At 64.8% G+C, this 23,857-nt stretch carries 19 protein-coding genes; 5 read left to right on the top strand and 14 right to left on the bottom strand.

What is annotated here, in order from left to right; translation table 11 throughout:
• The first annotated feature begins 148 nt into the window (after positions 1-148).
• Positions 149-553 carry a VOC family protein gene (locus JOE66_RS06350; RefSeq protein ID WP_205107778.1) on the top strand — a complete coding sequence of 135 codons (405 nt, stop codon included), beginning with the start codon at positions 149-151 and terminating at the stop codon, positions 551-553.
• A 213-nt stretch (positions 554-766) separates the two neighbouring features.
• On the opposite strand, the gene JOE66_RS06355 is transcribed toward JOE66_RS06350, so the two are convergent.
• The 4 genes from JOE66_RS06355 to JOE66_RS06370 all read right to left on the bottom strand — a co-directional run bounded on the left by JOE66_RS06355 (position 767) and on the right by JOE66_RS06370 (position 5,178).
• Positions 767-2,191 (bottom strand): ABC transporter permease, encoded by a 1,425-nt coding sequence (locus tag JOE66_RS06355; protein WP_205107780.1) that lies wholly within the window; start codon positions 2,189-2,191, stop codon positions 767-769.
• Positions 2,188-3,015: an ABC transporter ATP-binding protein gene (locus tag JOE66_RS06360; protein WP_205107782.1), complete on the bottom strand. Its 828-nt coding sequence runs from the start codon at positions 3,013-3,015 to the stop codon at positions 2,188-2,190. Before JOE66_RS06360 ends, JOE66_RS06355 begins: the two co-directional genes overlap by 4 nt.
• Before the next feature lie 226 nt (positions 3,016-3,241).
• The gene (locus JOE66_RS06365) at positions 3,242-3,922 is read right to left on the bottom strand and encodes a response regulator (RefSeq protein ID WP_205107784.1); all 681 of its coding nucleotides are present in this window, start codon (positions 3,920-3,922) and stop codon (positions 3,242-3,244) included.
• Entirely contained in the window at positions 3,919-5,178 is a 1,260-nt protein-coding gene (locus JOE66_RS06370) for a sensor histidine kinase (RefSeq protein ID WP_205107786.1), read from the bottom strand. The genes JOE66_RS06365 and JOE66_RS06370 overlap by 4 nt, the downstream gene beginning before the upstream one ends.
• 200 nt (positions 5,179-5,378) lie before the next feature.
• Here JOE66_RS06370 and JOE66_RS06375 point away from each other — a divergent pair, with 200 nt between their 5' ends.
• From JOE66_RS06375 to JOE66_RS06385, 3 genes are all read left to right on the top strand, one after another.
• Positions 5,379-6,446: an iron ABC transporter substrate-binding protein gene (locus JOE66_RS06375; protein WP_205107788.1), complete on the top strand. Its 1,068-nt coding sequence runs from the start codon at positions 5,379-5,381 to the stop codon at positions 6,444-6,446.
• 119 nt (positions 6,447-6,565) lie between these two features.
• Positions 6,566-8,119: an ABC transporter permease gene (locus JOE66_RS06380; protein WP_205107790.1), complete on the top strand. Its 1,554-nt coding sequence runs from the start codon at positions 6,566-6,568 to the stop codon at positions 8,117-8,119.
• Positions 8,116-9,537, top strand: a complete 1,422-nt coding sequence (locus tag JOE66_RS06385) for an ABC transporter ATP-binding protein (protein ID WP_205107792.1) — start codon at positions 8,116-8,118, stop codon at positions 9,535-9,537. The genes JOE66_RS06380 and JOE66_RS06385 overlap by 4 nt, the downstream gene beginning before the upstream one ends.
• A 23-nt stretch (positions 9,538-9,560) precedes the next feature.
• Here the strand turns inward: JOE66_RS06385 and JOE66_RS06390 are convergent, their stop codons facing one another.
• The 9 genes from JOE66_RS06390 to JOE66_RS06430 all read right to left on the bottom strand — a co-directional run bounded on the left by JOE66_RS06390 (position 9,561) and on the right by JOE66_RS06430 (position 20,447).
• A complete protein-coding gene (locus JOE66_RS06390) occupies positions 9,561-10,244 on the bottom strand; it encodes an SDR family NAD(P)-dependent oxidoreductase (RefSeq protein WP_205107794.1) in 684 nt (227 codons plus the stop codon).
• Positions 10,245-10,268: 24 nt separating this feature from the next.
• Entirely contained in the window at positions 10,269-12,887 is a 2,619-nt protein-coding gene (locus tag JOE66_RS06395) for a heavy metal translocating P-type ATPase (RefSeq protein ID WP_275576811.1), read from the bottom strand.
• Between the two features lie 2 nt (positions 12,888-12,889).
• A complete protein-coding gene (locus JOE66_RS06400; protein WP_205107796.1) occupies positions 12,890-13,168 on the bottom strand; it encodes a heavy-metal-associated domain-containing protein in 279 nt (92 codons plus the stop codon).
• A 58-nt stretch (positions 13,169-13,226) separates the two neighbouring features.
• Positions 13,227-14,885, bottom strand: coding sequence for a SulP family inorganic anion transporter (locus JOE66_RS06405; protein WP_205107798.1), 1,659 nt, complete (start codon positions 14,883-14,885; stop codon positions 13,227-13,229).
• Between the two features lie 45 nt (positions 14,886-14,930).
• Entirely contained in the window at positions 14,931-15,290 is a 360-nt protein-coding gene (locus tag JOE66_RS06410) for an ArsR/SmtB family transcription factor (protein WP_205107800.1), read from the bottom strand.
• A gap of 145 nt (positions 15,291-15,435) precedes the next feature.
• On the bottom strand, positions 15,436-18,318 hold the full coding sequence (locus tag JOE66_RS17185) for a cation-translocating P-type ATPase (protein WP_239518246.1): 2,883 nt from the start codon (positions 18,316-18,318) through the stop codon (positions 15,436-15,438).
• A complete protein-coding gene (locus JOE66_RS06420) occupies positions 18,279-18,758 on the bottom strand; it encodes a universal stress protein (RefSeq protein WP_205107802.1) in 480 nt (159 codons plus the stop codon). The genes JOE66_RS17185 and JOE66_RS06420 overlap by 40 nt, the downstream gene beginning before the upstream one ends.
• A gap of 32 nt (positions 18,759-18,790) precedes the next feature.
• Positions 18,791-19,339: a universal stress protein gene (locus tag JOE66_RS06425; protein ID WP_205107803.1), complete on the bottom strand. Its 549-nt coding sequence runs from the start codon at positions 19,337-19,339 to the stop codon at positions 18,791-18,793.
• A 22-nt stretch (positions 19,340-19,361) separates the two neighbouring features.
• Entirely contained in the window at positions 19,362-20,447 is a 1,086-nt protein-coding gene (locus JOE66_RS06430; protein ID WP_205107805.1) for a helix-turn-helix domain-containing protein, read from the bottom strand.
• A 160-nt stretch (positions 20,448-20,607) separates the two neighbouring features.
• On the opposite strand from JOE66_RS06430, the gene JOE66_RS06435 reads away from it, so the two are divergent.
• Entirely contained in the window at positions 20,608-22,263 is a 1,656-nt protein-coding gene (locus tag JOE66_RS06435; protein WP_307827081.1) for an ABC1 kinase family protein, read from the top strand.
• 3 nt (positions 22,264-22,266) lie between these two features.
• On the opposite strand, the gene lpdA is transcribed toward JOE66_RS06435, so the two are convergent.
• Positions 22,267-23,682 carry a dihydrolipoyl dehydrogenase gene (lpdA, locus tag JOE66_RS06440; protein ID WP_307827082.1) on the bottom strand — a complete coding sequence of 472 codons (1,416 nt, stop codon included), beginning with the start codon at positions 23,680-23,682 and terminating at the stop codon, positions 22,267-22,269.
• Between the last annotated feature and the right edge of the window lie 175 nt (positions 23,683-23,857).

The raw sequence follows: 23,857 nt of genomic DNA on the forward strand, positions 1-23,857 counted from the left end.
ACTCTATGCCTTCATCGCTCGTGGACGGAATCGCTGGCCATGACGATCGCTAAATCCTTGGTCAATTGGTGAACCCAGAGCTATAATGTCGGCACGAGGTCGCCGTCGACCGAGTGCGGCGGCCCAGAATCGGGATGTGAGGCACGCCATGTTGGGTCAACTTTCGATCTACACCGTTCTACCAGTCCATGATCTGGAGCGCGCGCGTAAGTTCTACCGGGACATTCTGGGTCTCGAGCCAACCATGGAGAAACCCGGGATGCTCTCGTACTCGGGGCCGTCGGGGTACCTTTTCCAGCTCTATGAGACGCCGTCCGCAGGTACAGCGACCAGCACGCAGATGGGTCTGTCATCCAGCCAGCTTGACCAGGATATGGCCGAGCTCCGGTCACGCGGTGTCGCGTTCGAAGAGTATGACTTCCCCGGACTCAAGACCGAAGACGGAGTCGCTCTCGTCGGAACCGAGCGCGCTGCCTGGTTCAAAGACAGCGAAGGAAACACCATCTGCCTTTCCCAGACCGTCACTGCACCGCATCTAGTGGGTCAATCATGACCACCGTTGAGCATCGCTCATTCACCTCGGCGGACGAAGTTCGAGAATTCCCGAATGGACAGGCCGAGGTTCTGAACATGACCGGGGGAGATATCGGGAGATTGGTCTTGAAGCCGGGTTGGCGCTGGTCCGTAGACGTGAAACCGATCGCGTGAACTGCCAGTTGCGAAGCCCCACATTTCCAGTAACTCGTGGGCTTGAGCGGTCATGTATTCATTCGATCGCGAGTGCCCTCACCGGGGAGACCCGCACCGCTGAGCGCGCCGGAACTGCAGACGACACGATCGCGAGAACGATTGCGCCGGCCACGATGCTGAGGATGATCCACGCGGGAATAGTCGGCCAGAAGAACCCGCCGATGTGGTGGTTGCTGGAAATTGCGGCGAGTGCGCCTGCCCAGCCGTACACGGTGCCCAGAACAAGTCCCGTCGCTCCGCCGACGACGGTCAACTGGATGCTCTCGGCGAGGATCATCATCCGAACCTGCTGCTTCGTGAACCCGAGCGCTCGCAGGAGCCCGATCTCGCGACGGCGCTGGATGACGCTGAGCGACAACGAGTTGACGAGCCCGATTGCGGCGATCACGAGCGAGAACCCGATCAGAACGGTCAGGATGCCCATGGTGAGTTGCAGAAAGGCGCGATCTCCATCGGCGTCTGCGGCATCGGCTCCAGCCGCGACAGGGCCGGTCTGGGCGAGGAACGACTGGCCGGCAACCGAGAACATAGTGACGAGGGTGACGCCGATGACGAGACCGATGGTCGACCGGGCCGACCGTGCGGGGTATCGGAGGGCGTTGGCGCTCGCAAGAACGCTCGGGGTTGAGGAGCCGGTGAGTCGCCCGGCCGCTTTCAGGAGGACCGGAATGAAGAAGGTCGAACCGAGCACGAATCCGACGAAGCTGAGGGCACCGCCGGGCGCCGCGACGAGCAGGCCGAATGGCGTCTTCAGCCCGATGGCGACGCCTGCGATGAGGAGAGCGATTCCTCCAAAGAAGCTGACGATGATGAGGGTTCGGAGTCGCCTGGGTATCTCTGAGACGATCACGATTCGGGGTTCCTGGGTCGCACCGGTCGCCTCGATGGGCGAGACGCCGAGAATCTTGCGCGAACCGAACCAGGCAGCGCCAGTCGTGCTCACGAGGCCGACGATAACCGGTGCGACGAGCAGAGGAGACAGCGTGCTGATGGGCGTGTTGACGAAGGTGCCCGATGTGACGAGAGCTCCGTAGCTGATCTGGGTGACGAGCAGCCCGACCACAAGGCCGAGGGCAGCGCCGACGAAGCCCACGACGGCCCCTTCGATCGCGATCGCGCCGCGCAATGTGCTTGCCGAGGCCCCGAGAAGCCTCATCAGCGCGATGTGCCTGGCGCGGCCCGCCATGATGATGCCGAAGGTGTTCGCAGTGACAATGCACGCGACGAACACGGCGACAAAGAAGAAGAGCACGTCGAGAACGTCGAGCAGGAGCACCACGTAGCCGTGTTTGATGAACTGGCCGCCGACCGACTGCACGCGGAGCACGATGTCCATTTCGATCATCATCGTCGCGAATACCGAGGTGATGAAGGCGACGAGCAGGCTCGAGGTGTGCTGCTTCCCGCCGTTCCAGAGCTCACGGGACGCGAGGGCGATCATGCGCTCACCTCGAGGTTCAGGATGATGTCGGAGAGAGCTTTCGCGGGTTCAGCGCCGAGATCCACGCTGCGCACATCGTGGGCGATCGACCCGTCGGCGATGAAGATCACTCGGTCGGCGTGCGAGGCTGCCACGGGATCGTGCGTCACGAGCACGACGGTCTGCTGGTATTCCCGTGTCAGGTCTCTGAGCAGGCCCAGGACTTCGCGGCTCGACTTCGAGTCGAGGTTTCCGGTCGGCTCATCGGCGAAGACCAGCTGGGGGCGCATGGCCAAGGCGCGGGCGATCGCTACGCGCTGTTGCTGGCCGCCGGAGAGCTCATGCGGGCGACGGCTCTCGAGCATCCCGATGCCGAGCCTGCCGAGCAGCTCACGCACCCAGGCGAGTTCGAGTGCGCTCGGGCGACGGCCGTCGAGTTCGAACGGGAGGGTGACATTGCTCATGACCGAGAGAGTGGGCACGAGGTTGAAGGCCTGGAAGACGAAGCCGAGGCTTCGCCGGCGAAGCAGGGTGAGTGCGTTGTCGTCGAGGTCGGTGATGTCGGTGTCGCCGATGCTGATTCGGCCGTGGGTGGGGGAGTCGAGCCCGGCGAAGACATGCATCAGGGTCGATTTGCCCGAACCGCTCGGGCCCATGATGGCGGTGAGGGAGCCCGCCTCGATGTCGAGATCGATGTTGTCGAGGGCGCGGGTCTGGCTTTCGCCGGTTCCGTAGATCTTGCTGACGCCGACGGCTCTCGCCGCGATGTCTCTGGCTGCGATGTCTCTCGCTGCGATGGCCGGGGTTGGTGTCGACCGGTGTGTGGGAATCGGGGATTCGCTCATGTGCGTGTGTCTCCTCAGAGTGGGCCGGCAGGTGTGGGGCGGCGCAGATGTGGGCCGGCATGTATGGGGTGGGGCATTGCGGGATGACGTGATGTTTCCACGCTAGGGAACGCTGCCCGCTCACGAATCAGTCGGAGTGAGGAAGATTGCCGTACATCGATGTGATGATTCCGCTAGCCAAACGATCTTGTGACGATCTGTGCTTGCGACGATTCGCGCCGCCGGCTCAGACGAGGCCGTTGTGGTACGCGAAGATCACCAGCTGAACGCGGTCTCGGAGTTCGAGCTTGCCCAGAATTCGGCTCACGTGCGTCTTGACTGTTGCTTCACTCAGATGGAGGGATGATGCGATCTCCGAGTTGCTCAGGCCTGCGGCGACGAGATCGAACAGGTCCTTCTCCCGGGGAGTGAGCAAGGTGAGGGCCTCGTCTCGGTCGACGTGTCGAGGCGAGGCAAACCGTCGTACGAGGTTGGCGGTTGCGCTCGGCGCGAGCACGGCGTTGCCAGAATGCACGGTGCGGATGGCGGCCAGCAAGAACTCGGGTTCCGTCGATTTGAGGAGAAAACCGCTCGCTCCGGCGTCGATCGCTTCAAAGGTCTTGTCGTCGAGATCGAAAGTGGTCAGCACGATGAAGCGGGGGAGAGGCGGGTGAGCGGGATGCGCGCGAGCACGATCGAATGCACTGGACGCTTCGTGGATGGCTTCGATTCCACCCATTCTCGGCATCTCGAGATCCATCAAGACGATGTCGACCGGCTCGCGTTCAATGAGTGCGATGGCTTCGGAGCCATCTGACGCTTCCCACATCACGCGGAGGTCGGGTTGCGAGTTGATCACCATGGCGATGCCGGCCCGGAACAGCGGTTGGTCGTCGGCGAGCCCGACGCGAATGATGGGGGCGATCATCCGGCGTCCCCAGGCGTCGAAAATACGTTCGACCGATACGGCAGGACGGCAACGACCTGAAATCCGGGGAGGTCGGTGCGGGGCACTGCGGTCACCGAACCGTCGAGTAGTCGCATGCGTTCCTTCATTCCGATCAAGCCGTGACCGGCCCTGTGTTCCGTTGTGTTTTCGGCCTCGGCCTCGACCCCGAGCTCGTTCCCTGGGTTTGCGGTCGTGGGATGCGACGTGGGGCGCGACGACTCCGTAGTGAGCACACCGAATCGTATGCTCTCGCTCTGCCAGTCGAGAGTGACGTCGACGTGGGTCCCTCGGCCACCATGTTTCAAGGCGTTGGTCAGGGATTCCTGCAACACACGAAACAATGCCAATTCGTGGGCTGCGGAGAGCGGTACTCGTGCACCGGACTCGGTGACGACGACGTCGAGCCCCGCTTGCTGCACAGTCGAGACGAGGAGGTCGAGGTCCGCGATCTTCGAATTCATCCGAGCGCCGTCGCCGGGTTCGCGCAGCACGGTGAGGAGTTCGTGGACGTCGTCGAGTGCCGCGCGCGCCGCCCGATTGATCGTTGCCAGAGCGGTCGTCTCGGCGTGTGGGTCTGTCGCCTTCGCGTAGCGGGCACCATCGGACTGGGCTATGACGACAGCGAGGGCGTGGCCGACGAGGTCGTGCATCTCGCGACTCAGGAGGGCCCGCTCGCGCTCCTGGGCCAGCCGGGCTTCGCTGAGGATCCGCTCGCGTTGGCGATCGGCGCGCTGTTGCGACTGGGCCCGGCGGTTGCGGACCAGAACTCCCAGCGCCCAGAACAGGGCAAGAGCGGCCGCGATCACAGCGCTGGCGAGAACGAAGTACACGCCGCGGTAGAACGGGTCGTCGAGAATCGGTGCGCGGTCGCTGGGGGCGAAGAGCACCAGGCGAGCTCCAGCAATCGCCCCACCCAGCACACTCGAGGCGAGTCCGGCCCAGCGGACAGCGGGATTCTGTGCGAGGCCGGTTGCGAACACCGCGGCGAGAATGAGCAGGTCGCCTGCCAGCAGGCCGTCCACGGTGGAGATCTGCACGAGAGCGCCGACCCATGCCACCGCAAGACCGAGCCCGGGCATCCTTCGCCAGAAGAACGCGGACAGTGCGAAGATGATGGTTGTGAGCAACGCCGAGACCCCGCCGCGAATCAGGTCTGCCGCGCCGAGCATCACGAGGGCGCCGAGGGCTATTGCCGCGTCGGCGATGCGGGGGTGCCTTTCGAACCAGAGCAACACACGCGCAACTCTAGTGTGAATCAAGGAGTGCGACGGGAGTCAGGCAGGAGTCTGGCGGGTCCGGCGGGTCAGGCGGGAGTGTGAGTTGTCTGGGCATCCCGGCCCCGGTCATCCTGAGCGCTTGGGTTCCAATTGTGGCTTAGGTTAGGCTTACCTCATACCAGAGTCGCCCCAACAAGCGGCCCGAACCAGAGGATCTCATGAAACGCCTACCCCTGTCTGCCATCGCCGCTGGAGCCGGGGGGCTGGCTCTGACGATTGTTCTTTCGGGGTGCGCAGGCACCACTGGGTCGACGGGCTCCAGTGCCGGGTCCAGCGGCGCAGCGGGTGACCTTTCTGGCACGAACCTCACCGTGTACAACGCGCAGCACGAGGAGCTCACGCAAGCGTGGGCCGATGAGTTCACCACGGAGACCGGCGTCACGATCACGCTTCGGAACGGCGATGATTCCGAACTCGGCAACCAGATCGTCGCTGAAGGTGCTGCGTCACCAGCTGATGTCTTCCTGACCGAGAACTCGCCGTCGATGTCACTCGTAGAGAACGCGGGGCTGTTCGCTCCGGTCGATGCGGCCACCTTGGCGCAAGTGCCGGCGGCCTACCAGCCGTCGACGGGCAAGTGGACGGGAATCGCGGCTCGATCCACCGTTGTCGTCTACAACCCCTCGCTCATCACCGAGGCCGAGCTGCCGACGTCGCTGCTCGACCTCGCCGACCCCTCCTGGAAGGGTCGCTGGGCCGCGTCGCCGAGCGGCGCCGACTTCCAGGCGATCGTCTCGGCACTCCTGGCGGAGAAGGGCTCAGACGCCACCCTCGCGTGGCTCACAGCGATGAAGCAGAACGTCAGCGAGTACAAGGGCAACAGCACCGTGATGAAGGCCGTCAATGCCGGTGAGGTACCGCTCGGAGTGATCTACCACTACTACTGGTTCATCGACCAGGCCGGCACCAAGGAGAACAGCGCCAACACGAAGCTGTACTACTTCAAGAACGCCGACCCCGGGGCCTTCGTCAGCGTTTCGGGCGGCGGAGTGCTCGCATCGAGCAAGAACCAGGCTGCAGCACAGGCGTTCCTGAAGTTCATCACCGGCAAGACCGGCCAGGGTATCCTGCAGACCGGCACGAGTTTCGAGTACCCGGTGGGCAGCGACGTGACACCGAACCCTGCGCTGCCTGCGCTTGAGACTCTGGATGCTCCGACCATCGACCCCTCGAAACTGAACAGTTCAGACGTGACCGACCTGATGACCAAGGCTGGGCTCATCTAGCTGGGCTCAGTCTCTGGGTCATGCAGTTGGTTTCGTACAGCGAAGCCCTAGAGTGAACGGGCACCAAAGAGAGGTCTTGTTGTCGACTACGAGCGTCGATCGGCCGGGGGTTGCCCGAAATGCAGCGCGGCGATCATCCACCATCGGGTAGAAGCTCCAGTCAGCGACCCCCGGTACTGCTCGTCGCGCTCGTGTGTGTGATTGCCTCCATCATGCTGGTGCCGGTTGCCTACGTGATCTCGATCGTGTTCCAGGTGGGCTGGCCGACTCTGGCACCGCTCGTCTTTCGGCCCAAGGTCGGCGAGTTGCTCGTGAACTCCGTACTGCTGGTGCTGCTCGGGGTTCCGCTCTGCATCACTCTCGGTGTGGGTGGTGCGTGGCTGGTCGAGCGAACGACGCTTCCCGGCAGGAGGGTGTGGGCAGTGCTTCTGGCCCTTCCGCTGGCTATTCCCGCCTTCGTGAGCAGTTACGGCTGGGTGAGCGCTGTGCCGTCGATCGGCGGGCTCGGCGGCGGCCTCCTGATCGCGACGCTGGCGTATTACCCCCTCGTCTACCTCCCGGCGGCGGCCACTCTCAGGGGGCTCGACCCGGCACTGGAGGAGTCGGCCCGCTCTCTCGGCCTCGGCTCGTGGCGGGTCTTCACGAGTGTTGTGCTCCCGCAGTTGCGCCTGGCGATCTGGGGCGGGGGACTCATTGTCGCCCTGCACCTGCTCTCGGAGTACGGGGCCTTCGCTCTCATCCGCTTCGACACCTTCACCACCGCCATCGTGGTGCAGTACCGGTCGACGTTCGCCGGTCCGGCGGCCAGTGCGCTCGGAGGAGTGCTCGCCGTCTTGTGCCTTGTTCTGCTCGTCGTCGAAGCCTCGACCAGGGGTCGTGCCCGCTACGCTCGTGTGGGTTCGGGCGCGTCGCACCCTGCCCCGCTGCTGGCGCTCGGGAGGTCAGCGCCGGTGGCCCTGGTAGCACTCGTACTTCTTGCGATCCTGGCGCTGGGAGTGCCCCTGGCGAGTCTTGCCAGGTGGCTCAGTGTGGGCGATGCGTGGGGTCAGCGCGAGTTGCCGGGGGCGATCATCCAGACCGTCGTGCTCGCCGGTGGGGGAGCGATCGCAACGGTTGTGCTCGCGTTGCCCGTGGCGTGGCTCTCGGTGCGCCACCCGAGCCGGGGGTCGCGACTTCTCGAGGGGGCGACGTATGTGGCGAGCAGCCTTCCGGCGATCATCATCGCCCTCGCGCTCGTCACAGTGACGATCAGGCTGGTGCCGGCGCTCTACCAGACCCCGTTCACCGTGATGCTCGCCTATGTCATCATCTTTCTGCCTCGTGCCCTGGTCAGCCTTCGGGCGGGCATCGCACAGGCGCCTGTTGCCCTCGAGGAGGCTGCGCGTTCACTCGGCAGCTCGCCGTTGATGGCTCGCGTTCGCGTCACGCTGCCGCTCATCGCACCTGCGGTCGGTGCGGGGGCTGCTCTCGTCGCGCTCGGGGCCGCCAACGAGCTGACGGCCACACTCCTGCTGGCACCGAACGGAACACGAACGCTGGCGACACAGTTCTGGTCGGCGACCTCGGCCGTCGCCTACGCTGATGCCGCCCCGTATGCTGTGCTGCTGATCGTGCTCTCCCTGCCCGCCGTGGCCATTCTGTTCGCCCAATCCCGAAAGCGTGCCCGCCGTTGACCTCACTAACCATCTCGGGTGTCTCCAAGTCGCTCGGCGGCAATTGGGTGTTGCGCGACCTCTCGCTCACCGTCGATGCAGGTTCGCGCACGGCGGTCGTCGGCGCCTCGGGCAGTGGTAAGAGCACGCTCCTTCGCCTGATCGCGGGCTTCGACCGGGTGGATGCTGGCCAGATCGCCCTCGGTGACACCGTCGTCTCTGCTGCTGCTGGTTCAGGTGTGGATGGTGCCGGTACAGGTGCTGCTGAGGGCGCTGGTCGTGCTGGTGCTGTTGCTGGTGCTGATGCCGGTCGTACTGGAGCTGGTGCTGGCGGATCCGCAGCTTCTGGGGCTCGCGCCTCGACGTTCGTTGCCGCTCATCGCCGGGGTGTGGGCTATGTGGCGCAGGATGGCGCCCTCTTTCCGCACCTCACCGTGCAGCAGAACATCAGTTTCGGGCTGGCGCACGCTGGTCGCGCTGCCCACCCTGATCGTGCTGCCCACCCTGATCGAGCCGCCCGCGCTGGCCGAACTGATCGCGGGACTCGAGGTACCTCTGCACGCGATCGTATCCGCGAGGTAGCAGAGTTGGTCGCCCTCGACGCCGCGCTGCTCAGCAGGTATCCGCATGAGATCTCCGGCGGCCAGCAGCAGCGGGTCGCTCTGGCGAGGGCGCTCGCTCCTTCGCCCTCGGTGATCCTGCTCGATGAGCCGTTCAGTGCCCTCGACACGGGACTTCGGGCCCAGACTCGGCAGGCCGTCATCGCCGCTTTGGAGGCCAGCGCGGTCACGACCATCCTTGTGACGCACGACCAGGAGGAGGCGCTGTCGTTCGGCCAGCAGATTGCCGTCATCTCGGGCGGAACGATTGTGCAGGCCGGAGCCCCGGTCGATGTCTTCGACAGCCCGGTGACAGCGGAGACGGCGATGTTCCTCGGCGAGGCCGTCCTTCTGCCCTGCACGGTACGCGAAAGTGCGGGTGCGGGTGCGGGTGCGGGTGCGGGTGCGAGTGCAAGCGCAAGTCCAAGCCGAGGGGTTGTGTCGTGTGCGCTCGGCGAATTACCGGTGCGGCACGATCACCGGGCGGGAACGGATCGTGCGGCTCGCGCGTTGATCAGGCCGAGTCAACTGACCGCGCACTTCGACACCGTCTCACCGAACGCCATCATCGTCGCAGCGCACTACGCGGGTGACAATGTGGAGCTCATTCTGCGACTTGCTGCCGAAACGGCACCTCAGGGGCCTCAGACTTATGCGGGCGGTACCCTGATAGGTTATGCACGCGCAGGCGGTGCATCCACAGGCGGTGCATCCACAGGCGGTGCAGGCGCGTCGGGTGCCCTGACGATAGCCGTGACGCTCGCCACCGCCGAGGCGCGCGAGTTCCGGCCCGGCCGCACACTGACTCTCCGCGTGAAGGGCGCTGTGAACCTCTACTAGGGCTGTGGCCCGAACCAAACCGCTCAGAATGCGGTGCTCGGCAGGTCTTTCTCGTCTCCGACGATCGCCGTGATGATGCGCTCCGCGACGGTGTCAGCATCCAGGCCCGGTGCGAACGCCGGCGCGCTGCCCGCGATCGGATGCCCGGCAAGGCCCGTCTCCGTGTGCCCGGGCCTGGCGTCGATGACCCGGATGCCCGACCGCCGCAACTCGCGAGACGCCGCCTGGACAAACGCAGCCAACGCTGCTTTCGACGCAGAGTACGCGGCCATTCCTGCCGTGGGGGATTCGGCGACGATGCCGCTGATCGTGACGATGAACGGTTTGCGACCGGCTGCGGCTGACTGCGCCAGCCGGGGGATTGCGCCGCGGATGAGACGAATGGGAGCTGCAGTGTTGATCGCGAAGAGCTCGTCGAGGGTGTCGTCTGCCAGTTCGCCGATCGGCCCGAACGCCACGGCTCCGGCTGCAATCACGATGCCGTCGAGATGCTCGGGGTGCGCCTGTTCGGCTGCGAGAAGGAGGGCTGCCGCGGCCCCGGGAGAAGTGAGGTCGGCGAGATAGGCGTCTGGTCCGGCTAGTGTCTGTGGGTTCCGCGCTCCGCGAACCACGACTGCACCGGCCGCGGTGAGACGCGACGCGAGCCGTGAACCCAGTCCACCCGATGCCCCGACCACGAGAACCACAGCACCGTCGAGAGTCGTCATGGCTGTGAGCCTACCCGGGTGAGCCTACTCGTGTGAGGCGCCGCTCAGTGTTGGTCGACCACGGGTTTCGGCACTGGGTTTCGGCAAGGGGGCGAATCGTCGCAGCCGCAGGCTGTTGGTCACCACGAACACGGACGAGAAGGCCATGGCGGCGCCGGCCAGCAGGGGGTTCAGCAGGCCCAGCATGGCCAGCGGTATCGCGGCCACGTTGTAGGCGAAGGCCCAGAAGAGATTGCCTTTGATGATGGCCAGCGTGCGCCTGGCGAGCCGCACTGCGTCACCGACCACCAGGAGGTCCCCGCTCACAACGGTGATGTCACTGGCGGCGATGGCCGCGTCAGTTCCGGCGCCCATCGCGATACCCAGGTCACTGGCAGCGAGTGCGGCAGCGTCGTTCACGCCGTCACCGACCATCGCCACCACTCGGCCGTCTGATTGCAGCTGCCGGATCACAGCCAGCTTCTCTTGCGGGGTGACACCGGCGTGGACGTCGGTTATGCCCACTTCGGCGGCAACGGCAGCCGCGGCTCCGGCATTGTCACCGGTCAGAAGCACCGGGCGCAGGCCCAGCGCGCCGAACCGACGAATTGCTTCGGCGCTCGACAGTTTGACGGTGTCACGCACGCCGATGATCCCGCGAAGCTCACCATCCCAGGCGACTGCGGTGACCGTCACGCCCGACGATTCAGCGTCGCTGATTGCTGCGGCAGCGTCAGCGGGCAGCGCGATGGCCCACGACTCGGTCAACCAGCCTGCCTTGCCGGCCAGAACCAGCGTGTCGCCGACGACCGCCTGGACTCCCTGGCCGGGTGTTGACAGGAACGATTCTGGTGCGCCACCTGTCATTGCCGACGTGTCTCCAGCAGAGGTGTTTCCACCCGCAGTGTCTTCAGCAGCCGTGTCTTCAGCAGCCGTGTCTCCACCAGCTGTGTCTTCAGCAGCAGAGTACTCGACGATGGCCCTGCCGACAGGATGCTCTGAGCCGAGTTCGACGGCGGCGGCGTTGCGCAGCAGTTCTACCCGCGAGGTACCGGCGCTGGGCGTCACGAAGGTGACCCCCATCTTCCCGGTGGTGATCGTGCCCGTCTTGTCGAGAACGATGGTGTCGATCGTGCGCGTCTGCTCGAGGACCTGCGGTCCACGGATGAGAATGCCGAGCTGAGACGCGCGACCGGTGCCGACGAGCAGAGCTGTCGGCGTTGCCAGTCCCAGGGCGCACGGGCAGGCGATGATCAGTGTCGCGACGGCCGCCGTGAAGGCGAGAGTCAGCGTGCCGCCGAAGAGCAGCCAGCCCACGAAGGTCGCCACAGCGAGGCCGAAGACGACCGGGACGAACACGGCAGAGACACGGTCAGCCAGTCGCTGGGCATCCGCCTTCCCCGTCTGGGCATCTTCGACGAGTCGACCGATGCGCGCGAGCTCGGTGTCGGCACCCACTCGCGTCACTTCGACCACCAGCTGACCACCGACGTTGACCGTGGCGCCGACGACCCGGTCGCCGACCGCGACGTCCTCTGCGGCCGATTCGCCGGTGAGCATACTCAGGTCGACAGCGCTGGAGCCGCTCGTGATGCGGCCGTCAGCGGCGATCTTCTCGCCCGGGCGAACGACGATCGTATCACCCACCATCAGCGACGCTGCGGGAACTCGAGTCTCAACGCCATCGCGGAGCAGGTTCGCATCTTTGGCACCCAGTTCGAGCAGGGCGCGAAGTGCTGCACCCGATTGTTTCTTCGCCCTGGCTTCCATGTATCGGCCGGCCAGGAGGAACACAGTCACGGCCGAGCACACTTCGAGGTAGATCTCAGACGGGCCACTACCCATGCCAGAATCCGCCCCACCAATCGCGCCGGGCAGCAGGGTGAAGGTCATGTGCATGCCGGGCATGCCAGCCGTGCCGAAGAAGAGCGCGTACAGAGACCACCCGAACGCGGCCGTCACACCGACGCTCACGAGCGTGTCCATCGAGGATGCACCGTGGCGGGCGTTGAGGAGCGCGGCGCGGTGGAACGGCCAGGCGCCCCACACGACGACGGGCGCGGCGAGTGTGAGCGCGAGCCACTGCCAGTTGGTGAACTGCAGGATCGGGATCATCGAGAGCAGCACCACCGGCACGGTCAGTGCGGTCGAGACGATGAGGCGGTGACGCAGTTCCTCTGTTGCCTGGTCGCGCGGTGTTGGAAGATCTTCGCTTCCTGGAGCGCTGCCTGGAGCGCTGCCCGAAGCGCCGCCGGAGACGTCGCTGCCGGGGCCTTCGCCGCCAGAGTCTTCGCGAGAATCAGCCAAGGGGCGGGGGGTTCGCGCGGCCGGAGGAGGTGCCGGCACCGTCGCCGTGTAGCCTGCGTCGCGCACAGCTGTGATCAGCGTCGCGATCAGTGCCGACGTCTCCACGCCCTGAGCGTGCACCCGAGCCTTCTCGGTGGCGTAGTTCACGCTCGCCTCGACGCCGTCGATGCGGTTGAGTTTGCGTTCGATGCGTGTCGCACACGAGGCGCACGTCATCCCTGCGATGTCGAGGCTGACGTCTGTCGTGTGTGTGTCTGGTGTCACGACGTCTCCCGCCCTGTCTCCCGCCCTGACACCCGCACTGACTCCTGCGGCGACTCCAGCGGCGACGCCTGTGGTGGCTCCAAGCTCAGGCATCATCAGGAGCTGACAATCGCTGCATATCCGGCCTCGGCGATAGCGCGGGAGATGGCGTCTGAGGAGACGGGGGTACCGGTTGCCACGACAACCCGCGAAACCTCTCCGGGGTGCAACTCGACCGTCACGTTCGTCACACCGGGCAATTCGGAGACCTCCTCCGTCACGCTGGCAACGCAGTGCGCGCAGGTCATCCCGGTGACGTCGAAGTGGTGCTCTGCTGGCGTCTCATTCGATCCAGAGGCGGTGATCGAGTCGATGGTGTTCTGGATGTCGCTCATGAACAGCTCCTTCACTTTCTGGATCAAGAGGATTGAATACCCCTAGGGGGTACCAATTCTAGCGCACCGGATGATCGACCTGGCTGGCTGCGGCCCGATTGACGTGATCCCGTGCGTGGGCAACGGCGGAGTCGATGTCGTTGAACAGGTGATTCTGGTGCCTCAGCGAACTGATGACGCCGACCTGCGTGGCGAGTTTCAGGTGTTGCGGCTGGATGCCCTTGATCAGAACGGTGATCCCGCGGCTTTCGAGCGCGTGAACCATCTCTGCGATCACGCGGGCACCCGTTGCGTCGAGCACCTGCAGCTGGGACATGCGAATGATCACCACGGTGACGTTGGTGATGGCATTGACCCGTTCGAGCATCCGGTCGGCTGCGCCGAAGAACAGCGCACCATCGAGGCGGAACAGGGCGATGCGCTCGTCGCCGGGAAGCGAGGGGGGTGGCAGCTCTTCGCGATGCACGCCTCCGGATTGCGCCAGCATCCGGAGGGCGAAGAAGGCAGCGACCGCTATGCCGATACCCACGGCGATGATGAGGTCGAACGAGACGGTGATCAGTGCTGTGATGATGAACACCACCGCATCGGAGCGTGTCGAGGTGAGCACGCTGCGCATCGTGCTGATCGAGACCATCCGCGTGGCGGTCACCATCAGCACGCCGGAGAGGGCGGCAAGCGGAATCTGGGAAACGACCCCCGTAGCCAGCGAGACGACGGCCAACAGAACGAGGGCGTGTAAGATCGCTGCGAGCCGCGTCTTGCCGCCGGAGCGCACGTTGACCGCCGTTCGGGCGATCGCCCCGGTGGCGGGCATACCTCCGAAGAATCCCGAGGCAATCGAGGCCAGCCCCTGGCCGACGAGTTCCCGGTCGGCGTCGTACGGGCCGGTGTCGGAGATCGACGCCGCAACCCGCGCAGAGAGCAGCGATTCGATGGCCGCGAGGGCGGCGACGGTGAGGGCCGGGCCGACGAGCCCGCCGAGCTGTGTGGGGTCGATGCTCGGCAGCCCCGGAACGGGCAGTGAACTCGGCAGCACCCCGATGCGAACAAGCGGCAGTGCCGCGACGCCGGCGATGACCGACACGATCACGATCGCGATGAGTGAGCCAGGCAGTTGGCGATGGATGCGCGGGGCGATCACCATGATCGCTGCGACGATCGCGACTGCCGCGAGCGAGTAGCCCAGAGTCGCCGGGTTGACCGTCTGCAGTGACTCGAAGGCGGAGACGAACGCGTTGCTGCTCGGCCCTGCCTTGGCTCCAAGGGCAGCGGGTACCTGCTGAAGAAAGATGATCACGGCGATGCCGAGGGTGAAGCCTTCGATCACGGGCCACGGAATGTACGAGACCACCCGTCCCAGTTTGAGTGCCCCGGCGATGAGCACCACGACACCAGCCATGAGGGCCACAACCGCAACTGCGCCCACCCCGTGCGAGACGACAATCGGGCCGAGTACGACCACCATTGCACCGGTCGGGCCAGAGACCTGGATGTTCGAGCCACCGAACACGGCGGCGATGACACCGGCCACAATAGCGGTCACGAGGCCCGCCCCGGCTCCCGCGCCGGAGCTCACGCCAAAGGCGAGGGCCAGCGGCAACGCCACGATACCGACGGTGATGCCCGCGACCAGGTCACCGCGCCACGTGCGACGGACGGAGCGATAGTCGCTCCAGCTCGGCAGGAGCGTTCGGATGTACTTCACGGCTTGCATCTCACGATCTTCATCTCGGTCGCTTTCAGCTCAGTCACTTGCATCTCAACGAGTTGCTTCTTCATTGACCGTCTCGGCGAGTTGTCGCTGGGTGCTCTGCAGTACTTCGACGAGCAACGATTTCGCGATCGACAGCAGATCGCTGACCTGGGGGTACGCGAGGCTGTAGAACACCTGGCTGGCACGCCTCTCGGCGACCACGAGGTTGTGGCGCCTCAGCACGGAGAGATGCTGGGAGAGATGGGAGGCTTCGAGGCCGGTGTCGGCCAGAAGTGCCGCGACGGACACGTGGGGCGAGGTTTGGAGCACCTCGAGAACTCGGATGCGAACGGGGTGAGCGAGCCCCTTGAACAGGTTCGCCTTCACTTCATAGAGCGGGCGATCGGTGGCGGAGAAGGTTGACATGGTGGCGAGCTTCCTCAAACGGGGTCTGGGTTTGAATAGGTCTGGGTGTTACGAGTCTGGGTTCGAATGGGTCTGCGTGTTACGGGTCTGCGTGTTACGGGTCTGGGTGTGAAAGATCTGGGTCCGGCGTTGTAAATGTGTGACTTTATAAAGTCATCATATCGTGCTTTCTCGAGGAGTACCGGGGCGATCGCGAGGTGAAGCGTGCCGCGCGGCGGGAGATCCTGGACGGGTGGGCGTGTTGGCGCGGTGCTCGCAATGCCCTCTCTGGCGACTGCTGGGCGGCCCGGGAGAAGAACCAGAGCTTGGCCAGTTCGACGAAGAACAGGTAGATGACGATCATCCCGAGCAGTGCGAGAAAGAACGGGGCGGGCAGGGTGTCGAATCCGAGGAACTCTGCGAACGGGGAGAACGGTAGCCAGACGCCCAGCGCGACAACGCCGAGCGAAGCGGCTACCAGGGCGACGGAGGGTCGGCTCCGCAGGAACGGGACCCTGCGCGTGCGGATCGCGAAAATGATCAGCGTCTGCGTCGCAATCGATTCGATGAACCACCCGGCACGGAATTCGCCTTCGGAGGCATTGAAGACGAAAAGCATGAGGGCGAAGGTCGCGAAGTCGAACAGCGAACTGATCGGCCCGAACAGCAGCATGAAGCGCCGGATGTACGCGATGTTCCAGTGCGAAGGAGAAAGCAGCTGCTCCGTGTCGACGTGGTCGGTGGGGATGGCCAGCTGGCCCGAATCGTAGAGCAGGTTGTTGAGCAGGATCTGGCCGGGCAGCATCGGCAGGAAGGGGAGAACGACAGAGGCGGTTGCTGCGCTGAACATGTTGCCGAAATTGCTCGAGGTGCCCATGAGGACGTACTTGATCGTGTTCGCGAAGATCCGTCGCCCCTCCATCACCCCGTCGGCGAGGACCCCGAGGTCCTTGTCGAGCAGAAGTACGTCGGCGGCATCCTTTGCGACGTCTGCGGCGGTCTCGACTGAGATGCCGACATCAGCCTGGTGAAGCGCCAGGGCATCGTTGACCCCATCGCCGAGGAACGCGACCGAACGCCCGCGGTGCCGGAGCTGGGCGATGATGCGGGCCTTCTGTTCGGGTGAGACGCGGGCGAAGATGGTCGCCTTCAGGGCGGCTTCGCCGAGCTCTGCATCGCTGAGGGCGTCGATGTCTTCACCGAGAAGCGTGGTGCCTGCAGTGGTGGTGCCCGCAGTGATGGTGCCTGCCGTGGTGGTACTCGCACTGGTGATGCCCGCAGTGTTGTCGCCTGAATTTCTGTTGCCTGAATTTCTGTAGGTGGTGATGAGCCCGAGATCGGCGCACACCTTCTCGGCCACGATCGCGTTGTCACCGGTCGCGATCTTCACCTGGATTCCGAGCATCGCCAACCGCTCGAGCGAAGCTCGGGCATCCGCTTTGGGTTTGTCACGAAACGTGAGAAAGCCCGACAGCGTGAGGTCGTGCTCGTCGTCGGCATCGACACTCGCGAGTCCGGGAGCATCCCTCTGTGCAACGGCGATGACCCGTGCCCCCTGGCTGTACTGGGCATCGAGTAGGGCCTGCGCTCCGGCAGGCACCTTCGTGCAGTGCCGCAGAACGTCTTCGGGCGAACCCTTCGACACGATCCGCGTTGTGCCACCGGGTGTGCCACCGGGTGTGCCAGCGGGCCCCACGACGAGCGCACTGACCATTCGGCGCTCGTGATCGAAGGGCAGGAGGTCGAGGCGGGTGAACGCACCTGTCACGCTGCCCCGGGCATCCGGTGCAAGCCACAGGGCCGCGTCGAGCGAGTTCAGCCCTACGACGTCGATGAGGTTCGGATCCGTGAGCAGTGCTTCGCCGCCGACCCCTGTGTGGTTGGCGAACGTGGGCCCCACCACCTCCGTGGACAACAGGCCGAGCTCGACCAGTTCCTTCGATGTGATGGTCTCATCGACGCTGAGCGCCTCGATGAAGCTGATCGTGCCTTCGGTCAGTGTGCCCGTCTTGTCGGTCACGAGCAGATCCATGTCTCCCAGGTCTTCGATGCACACGAGGCGCTTGACCAGTACTTTCCTGCGGATGAGCATGCGCGAGCCCGTGGCGAGGCTCGTACTCACCACAGCCGGCAGAAGCTGGGGCGTGATGCCAACGGCGATCGCCAGGGAGAAGAGCAGCGATTCGATGATCGGGCGCTGCAGCAGAACGTTGGCGATGAAGATGAACGTCGTGAGCACGATCGCGACCTGAAGCAACAGCACAGAGAACCGGCTGAGGCCCTTCTGGAATTCGGTCACGGGCGCACGGGTGCCGAGCCCGAGCGCGATCTTGCCGAATTCAGCGTTTCCGCCGGTCGCGATCACGACGCCCGTGCCACTGCCCGATTGGATGATCGTTCCCATCAACAGGCACGATGTAAGGTCTTCGATTCCCCTGTCGCCGGAAACCGGCGCCGGGTCTTTCGCTACGGGCAGCGATTCGCCGGTCAGGATGCTCTCGTCGGAGAGGAGGTCCTTGCTGGTGAGCAGTCGCATGTCGGCAGGCACGACGGTGCCGACCGAGACACGCACCACATCACCCGGAACCAGGTCGACCACGTCGGTCTGTCGTGCATGCCCGTCTCGCACAGTGATGACTGTGTGCCTGACCTTGTCGTGCAGCGAGTCGGCTGTGAGCTGTGCCCGGAACTCGTTGACGAACCCGAGCCCGACGCTGACGACGAGAATCACACCGATGATGATGGAGTTCGCCGCGTCCCCGAGGAACAGCGACACAGCTGCGGTGACGAACAGCAGGATGAGAATGGGGCTCCGGAGCTGCTGCCACAACAGGGGCCACGCACGAGCCTTGTGGGTTCGCACAGCATTGGGCCCGATCATCCGCAGCCGAGTTGCGGCCTCGGTTGACGAGAGCCCCGACTCGGCACTCCCACTCCCGCTGACCTCTGCACATATCTCGGCGGATGAACGCCCAGCGGCTTCACGCAGGGTGACGGTCACATTCGTCGTCAGACCGTGTCGGTTCCGTGGACGACGAGCACGGGGCATCCGGCATGCTCGGCGCACTGCGAACTCACCGAACCGAGCAACAGCCCTGCGAACCCGCCGTGGCCCCTGCTGCCGACGACGATCATGTCGGCGTTCGCGCTCTCGTCGATGAGCACTCGAGCGGGTGTGCCTTCGTGGGTCTTCTGCTCGAACCATTCCGGTACAGAATCGCCGAACACCGACGCTGTGACCTCAGCGAGGATCTCTCGGGCGTCGTCTTCGGGCGACCAGGTGGTCGGGAGGGGGGTGTACGAGTTCGGGTACGACCAGACGGTCACCGCTCGAACCAGGGCGTTCTGGAATTGACCGAGGGTCACGGCGTGTCGCAGCGCCTTCACCGAAGAGGGCGAGCCGTCGACGCCGACGACGAAGAGAGGTCGATGCGCTGGCTCCCCGACTTCGGGAGGGGACAGCTGGGGGGATGGTTCCTGGGTCGGCATGACTTCATACTCCGCTGGATGTGACGGCGGCGCTAGGGTCGAAAGTCACTCGTGAGGTCGTTCAACGTCGCCTGGCCACCGTCCCCGGTCGGAATCACGATGATCGGGCGGCGCTGCCGGTGAGCGAGGTGGATCGCCACCGAACCGTTGAAGAACTCTGAGATGGAGGAGCGGGCGGTGGGGCGGTGTGTTCCGACGACGATAGCCACAGCGTCCACCGCCTCTGCGATGTGGCTGAGCGCATCGGCCGGGTCACCCGCAGAGACCATCGTGCGCCAGCGAACCTCGGTGGGGTCGAGCAGGGAGGCGAGGTGGGCGCGCAGTCGTGCAGGGAACTCGGGCGCCCGGTCTTCGGCGAGATCGGGGTCGGTTGTCGCCGAATACACCGTGCCGTCGGCGTTTCTCTGCACGATGTAGCGGTCGACCTCCACGTGCACACAGACCAATGCTGCGGCGAAGCGGTTGGCGAAGGCTGCGGCCTGGTGGATGATCGTGTCAGGTTGCCCGGGGAACACCCCGACGACGATCACGGCTGCGCGAGTTGATTCGGTACTGCCTCGTTCGGCGCTGAGTGGACTCATGGCGACACCTCTGACTGGAAGATTACTCTTCGCCGGGCACCTGGCCCAGCAGAATCTCCTTCACGGTGGTGCCGTACGCAGTCTTGATCGCGCGCTGCAGATCGCGAACGTTGGAGAATCCCGCGTGCAGGGCCGCTGATTCCGGGGTCATCGGTGAATCGCCCGGGGACTGCATGCCCAGCATCGCCATCATGGCGCGGCGATCGCGAATCGCGTCGGCGGGGGATGTTCTCGCTCCGGTGCGCCGAAAACCTGCTTCGAGCTGGGCGAGCGTGAGAGCGAGCTGGCTGGCAACGGAACGTGAGTTGAAGCTCGGCCGGGCGGAACCCAGAGCGATCAGTGATTCGGCATGGGCGCGCAATCCCAGGTCGGAGACCCGCGCCGGTGTGTCAGATCGCTCGTCGTCTTCGAAGAGCCCGCCGACCAGCTGGGTGAGCACGGTTGCCGTGGGTTCCGCAGGAATGGAGTGCTCGTTGACGACGTCCATCAGAGCGACCACGAACGACAGGGTCGGAGACTTGACCGTCGCCGAGTACGCAAACGCCCCGAAGTCGTGCGCCGGGAACGTCGGCGCAGGAGCAGTGTGAGTGTGAAAATCGGGAGCGTGAGAACCGCGACTTCGAGAATCAGGTCGAAACTGCAGCATCTGCCGGGGCAGCGACACGATCGTGACGTGGCTCGTCACAGCCGACCAGGCTTCGACATGCGTCGGTTCGGCCAGATACGCTGCCGACCCATCGATGAACCGCAGCTGCCGTTCCGCGTACTCCACAGTGAAGTCGCCCGCTCGCAGGAAGATCACGCTCAGGCGGGAGCGGATGCGCGAGGTGGCGTCGAGGAGCGACGGGTTGACGCGGCCGGGGGCCAGCTCGAGGTCACTGACCGACACCTCACCGAAGGCCCAGTGTCGGCCCTGCACCGAACTCGTCGGGCTCTCATTCGGACCCAGACGGGTAGCCATGCCACCGTGAGTGCCAGTGCCAGTGCCAGTGCCAGTGCCAGCTTGAGCGCCAGTGTCGAGACCGGTGCCGGCCCCTGGTCCGGGGGCGCCGCGATGACGAAGCGAACGGTCGGCGATGTTCACATCGATGCGAGTACTGGTTGGCATTCGGGCTCGATTCGTCGAACTCGTCTGGAAACCAGGGTCTGGGGTCTACCGCGGGAGGCTGAGAACCCAATCTACTGCAGCAGCCCTCCAGCCCGATACTGTGAAAGTGGCAGCCCCCGTACGGAGGGGTGAATTCGACAACGATGGAGGACACCGGTCTGTGGCAATTGCATCGCACATCGAGCGTTACCGGCAGATCGCCGCAGTTCTGGCCCGCCACGGGTTCGGGTTCATTCTCGGGGCCAGCGGGCTGGACAGGTTCGAGCTGGCCAATCTGGTCACCCACGCCGGGGGTCGCACCGATGTGAACACGGGTCCGCAGCAGCTTCGCCTGGCATTCGAGGAACTGGGGCCGACGTTCGTCAAACTCGGCCAGTTGCTCTCGACCCGGTCAGACCTGCTGCCACCGGCGTATGTCGCCGAGCTCCAGAAGCTTCAAGACAGCGCGCGGCCCGTGCCCGAGAAAGAGGTCCGTGATGCCATCGAACAGGAACTCGGCGACCCTGCTGAGAAGGTCTTCGCGTCGTTCACTTCGCGACCGCTGGCGAGTGCCTCGATCGGCCAGGCGCACGCCGCCACGATGAAAGACGGCATGGCTCTCGTGGTGAAGGTCAGGAGACCCGGTATCGTGGCCCAGGTCAACGAAGACCTGGAGATCATGCAGAATCTTGCCGTCCAGGCCTCCCGACACTGGAGCGCTGCCTCGGACTTCAACATCGTGGGAATCACCGACGAGTTCTCGACGTCGCTGCGATTCGAGCTCGACTACCTTCACGAGGGCCACAACGCGGAACGGTTCGCCGAGAACTTCGCCAGCAATCCGGGCATCCACATTCCGGCGATCCGCTGGGAGACGACCACGTCGCGGGTTCTCACGATCGAGAGGGTCACGGGCATCCGCATCGACGATGTCGCAGCCCTCGACGCGGCGGGGATCGACAGGAGGGCGCTCGCCAACCGGGCGGTCGACGCCGTGGCCCAGATGATCCTCGAGGACGGGTTCTTTCACGCCGACCCGCACCCTGGCAACATGTTCGTCGAACCCGACGGCACCATCGGCCTGATCGACTTCGGCATGGTCGGAGAGATCGACGATGATCTTCGCGACAGGCTTGTGGCATTGCTGCTCGCCTTCGGCAGAAACGACGCCGGCAGGATCTCGACCGCCGTCGTCAACCTCTCCGTCAGTCAGGAGAACGTCGACCGAGTGCGATTGAAAGGCGATCTGACGCGCTTTCTCGCCAAGTACCACAATCTGTCGCTCAGTGAACTGCACATCGGCCCGCTTGTCTCGGAACTCGTCGCGGTTCTGCGGAACAACCACCTGCAGTTGCGGCAGGAGATCGCGCTGCTGGTCAAGATGCTCGTGATGGTCGAGGGAATGGGTGTCACGCTCGACCCGGCATTCACCCTCAGCGAGGCGCTGCGCCCGTACACGCAGAAACTCCTCGCAGAGAAGTACTCATTGAAGGCCGTGGTGAAGAACCTGGGTAAAGCGGGACTGAGCGTCGCGGAGCTCGGGGCCGAGCTGCCCGACCGTCTGCGCTCGCTGCTCGACGTCGTCGACACCACGGGCTTCGAGGTGCACCTGCGTGCGAAGGAACTCGAACCACTGGTGGGCAGGGCCGAAGTGATCGGCAACAGACTGGTCGCCGGGGTGATCGCTGCGGCCCTGATCAGGGGAGTCGGCGAATTCGCCGCGACCGATCGGCAACGCTGGCAGGCCTGGGAACGGCCACTGATGGGTGCCGGGGTCGGTCTGGCGAGCATCCTGAGCGGGTATCTGCTGTGGACAGCGCGCAGGAAGCGACCCTGACAGCTACATGTTGATCATGTGCCCGATCAGACCGTGGAAGGCATCTTGCATCGATTCGCTGAGGGTCGGGTGCGTGTGCACGTTGCGGGCCAGTTCGTAGGCCGTCAGGTCCCACTTCTGCGCAAGCGTCAGCTCGGGCAGAAGCTCGGAGACATCGTGCCCGACGAGGTGGCCGCCGAGCAACTCGCCGTACTTCGCGTCGGAGACCAGCTTCACAAAACCGCTCGGCTCACCAAGCGCGTGGGCCTTGGCGTTCGCCGTCATCGGGAACGTCGCGACGCGTACGTCGTAGCCCTCGTCGCGAGCCTGCTGCTCCGTGAGGCCGAAGCTCGCCACCTGGGGCTGGCAGAAGGTGGCCCGCGGCATCATGCGGTAGTCGCCGAGTGACATCGTCTCGGCCCCGGCGATCGTCTCGGCAGCGACGACGCCCTGTGCCTCGGCGACGTGCGCGAGTTGCAGCTTGGCTGTCACATCCCCGATGGCGTAGATGCCCGCGACGCTCGTGTGCATGAAGTCGTCGACGGCGATGGCGCCCCGGTCGGTGAGTTCGGCCCCGGTGTTCTCGAGCCCGTATCCGGTCACGTTGGCCGCGAAACCGATCGACATGAGAACGCGTTCTGCGTCTACCGAGCCGGCGACTCCGTTCTTGTCGGTATAGCTGACGGTGACCGATGGGCTGCCGTTCACCAGTCCGTTGTCGACGACGCTCTCGACTCTGGTCGAGGTGAGGATTGGCACTCCGAGCTTCTTGAAGTTGCGCTCGACCTCCTTGGAGACGTCGACGTCTTCGTTGGGGAGGGCGCGGGGCAGGAACTCGATGACGGTGACGTCGACGCCATAGTTCGCCATCACGTAGGCGAACTCGACGCCGATGGCGCCGCCGCCGACGATGGCGAGTGACTTCGGCAGCTCGCGGTCGAGAATCAGGCTCTCGTAGGTGACGACGTTGTCGCTGAGTTCGACTCCGGGCAGGAGCCGCACGGTGGACCCTGTAGCGATGATGGCGTTGTCGAAGGTCAGCCGTTCGCTCCCGCCCTTTGTCAGGGCAACGTCGAGCGTGCGCGCGTCTGCGAAGGAACCGCGTCCGTCGTATTCGGTGACTCCGTTCTTCTTCATCAGGTAGTGCACGCCCTTGGCGCGGCCGTCAGCGACCTTGCGGCTGCGGTCGTAGGCGACGCCGTAGTCGAAGGTGACGTCGCCCCTGATTCCGAAGGTATCGGCCTCTTTGGTGAAGATGTGGGCCAATTCGGCGTTGCGCAACAGGGTCTTGGCCGGCACGCACCCCACGTTCAGGCACACCCCACCCCAGTACTTCTGTTCGACGACAGCCACTTTCAGCCCCAGTTGCGAAGCTCGAACGGCCGCGACGTACCCGCCGGGCCCAGCACCAAGAATGACGACGTCGTAGTGAGCAGCCACAGCAGATTTCCTCTCGAGAAGCGTTGCGTACTCCTCCATTCTCTGCCTCAGACGGCACGGGGTCGACCACGGGGCCACCACAGCACTGTGTGAGTACCAGAGGGCAACCGGATGCGCGAGGCGCCGTAGGCTGGGGCGTGCAGGCTGGGGCGCGCAGGAGAAGCTCTACAGTCGT

Origin of the sequence: Subtercola frigoramans (genome assembly GCF_016907385.1) — a bacterium.
Classification (GTDB): domain Bacteria; phylum Actinomycetota; class Actinomycetes; order Actinomycetales; family Microbacteriaceae; genus Subtercola; species Subtercola frigoramans.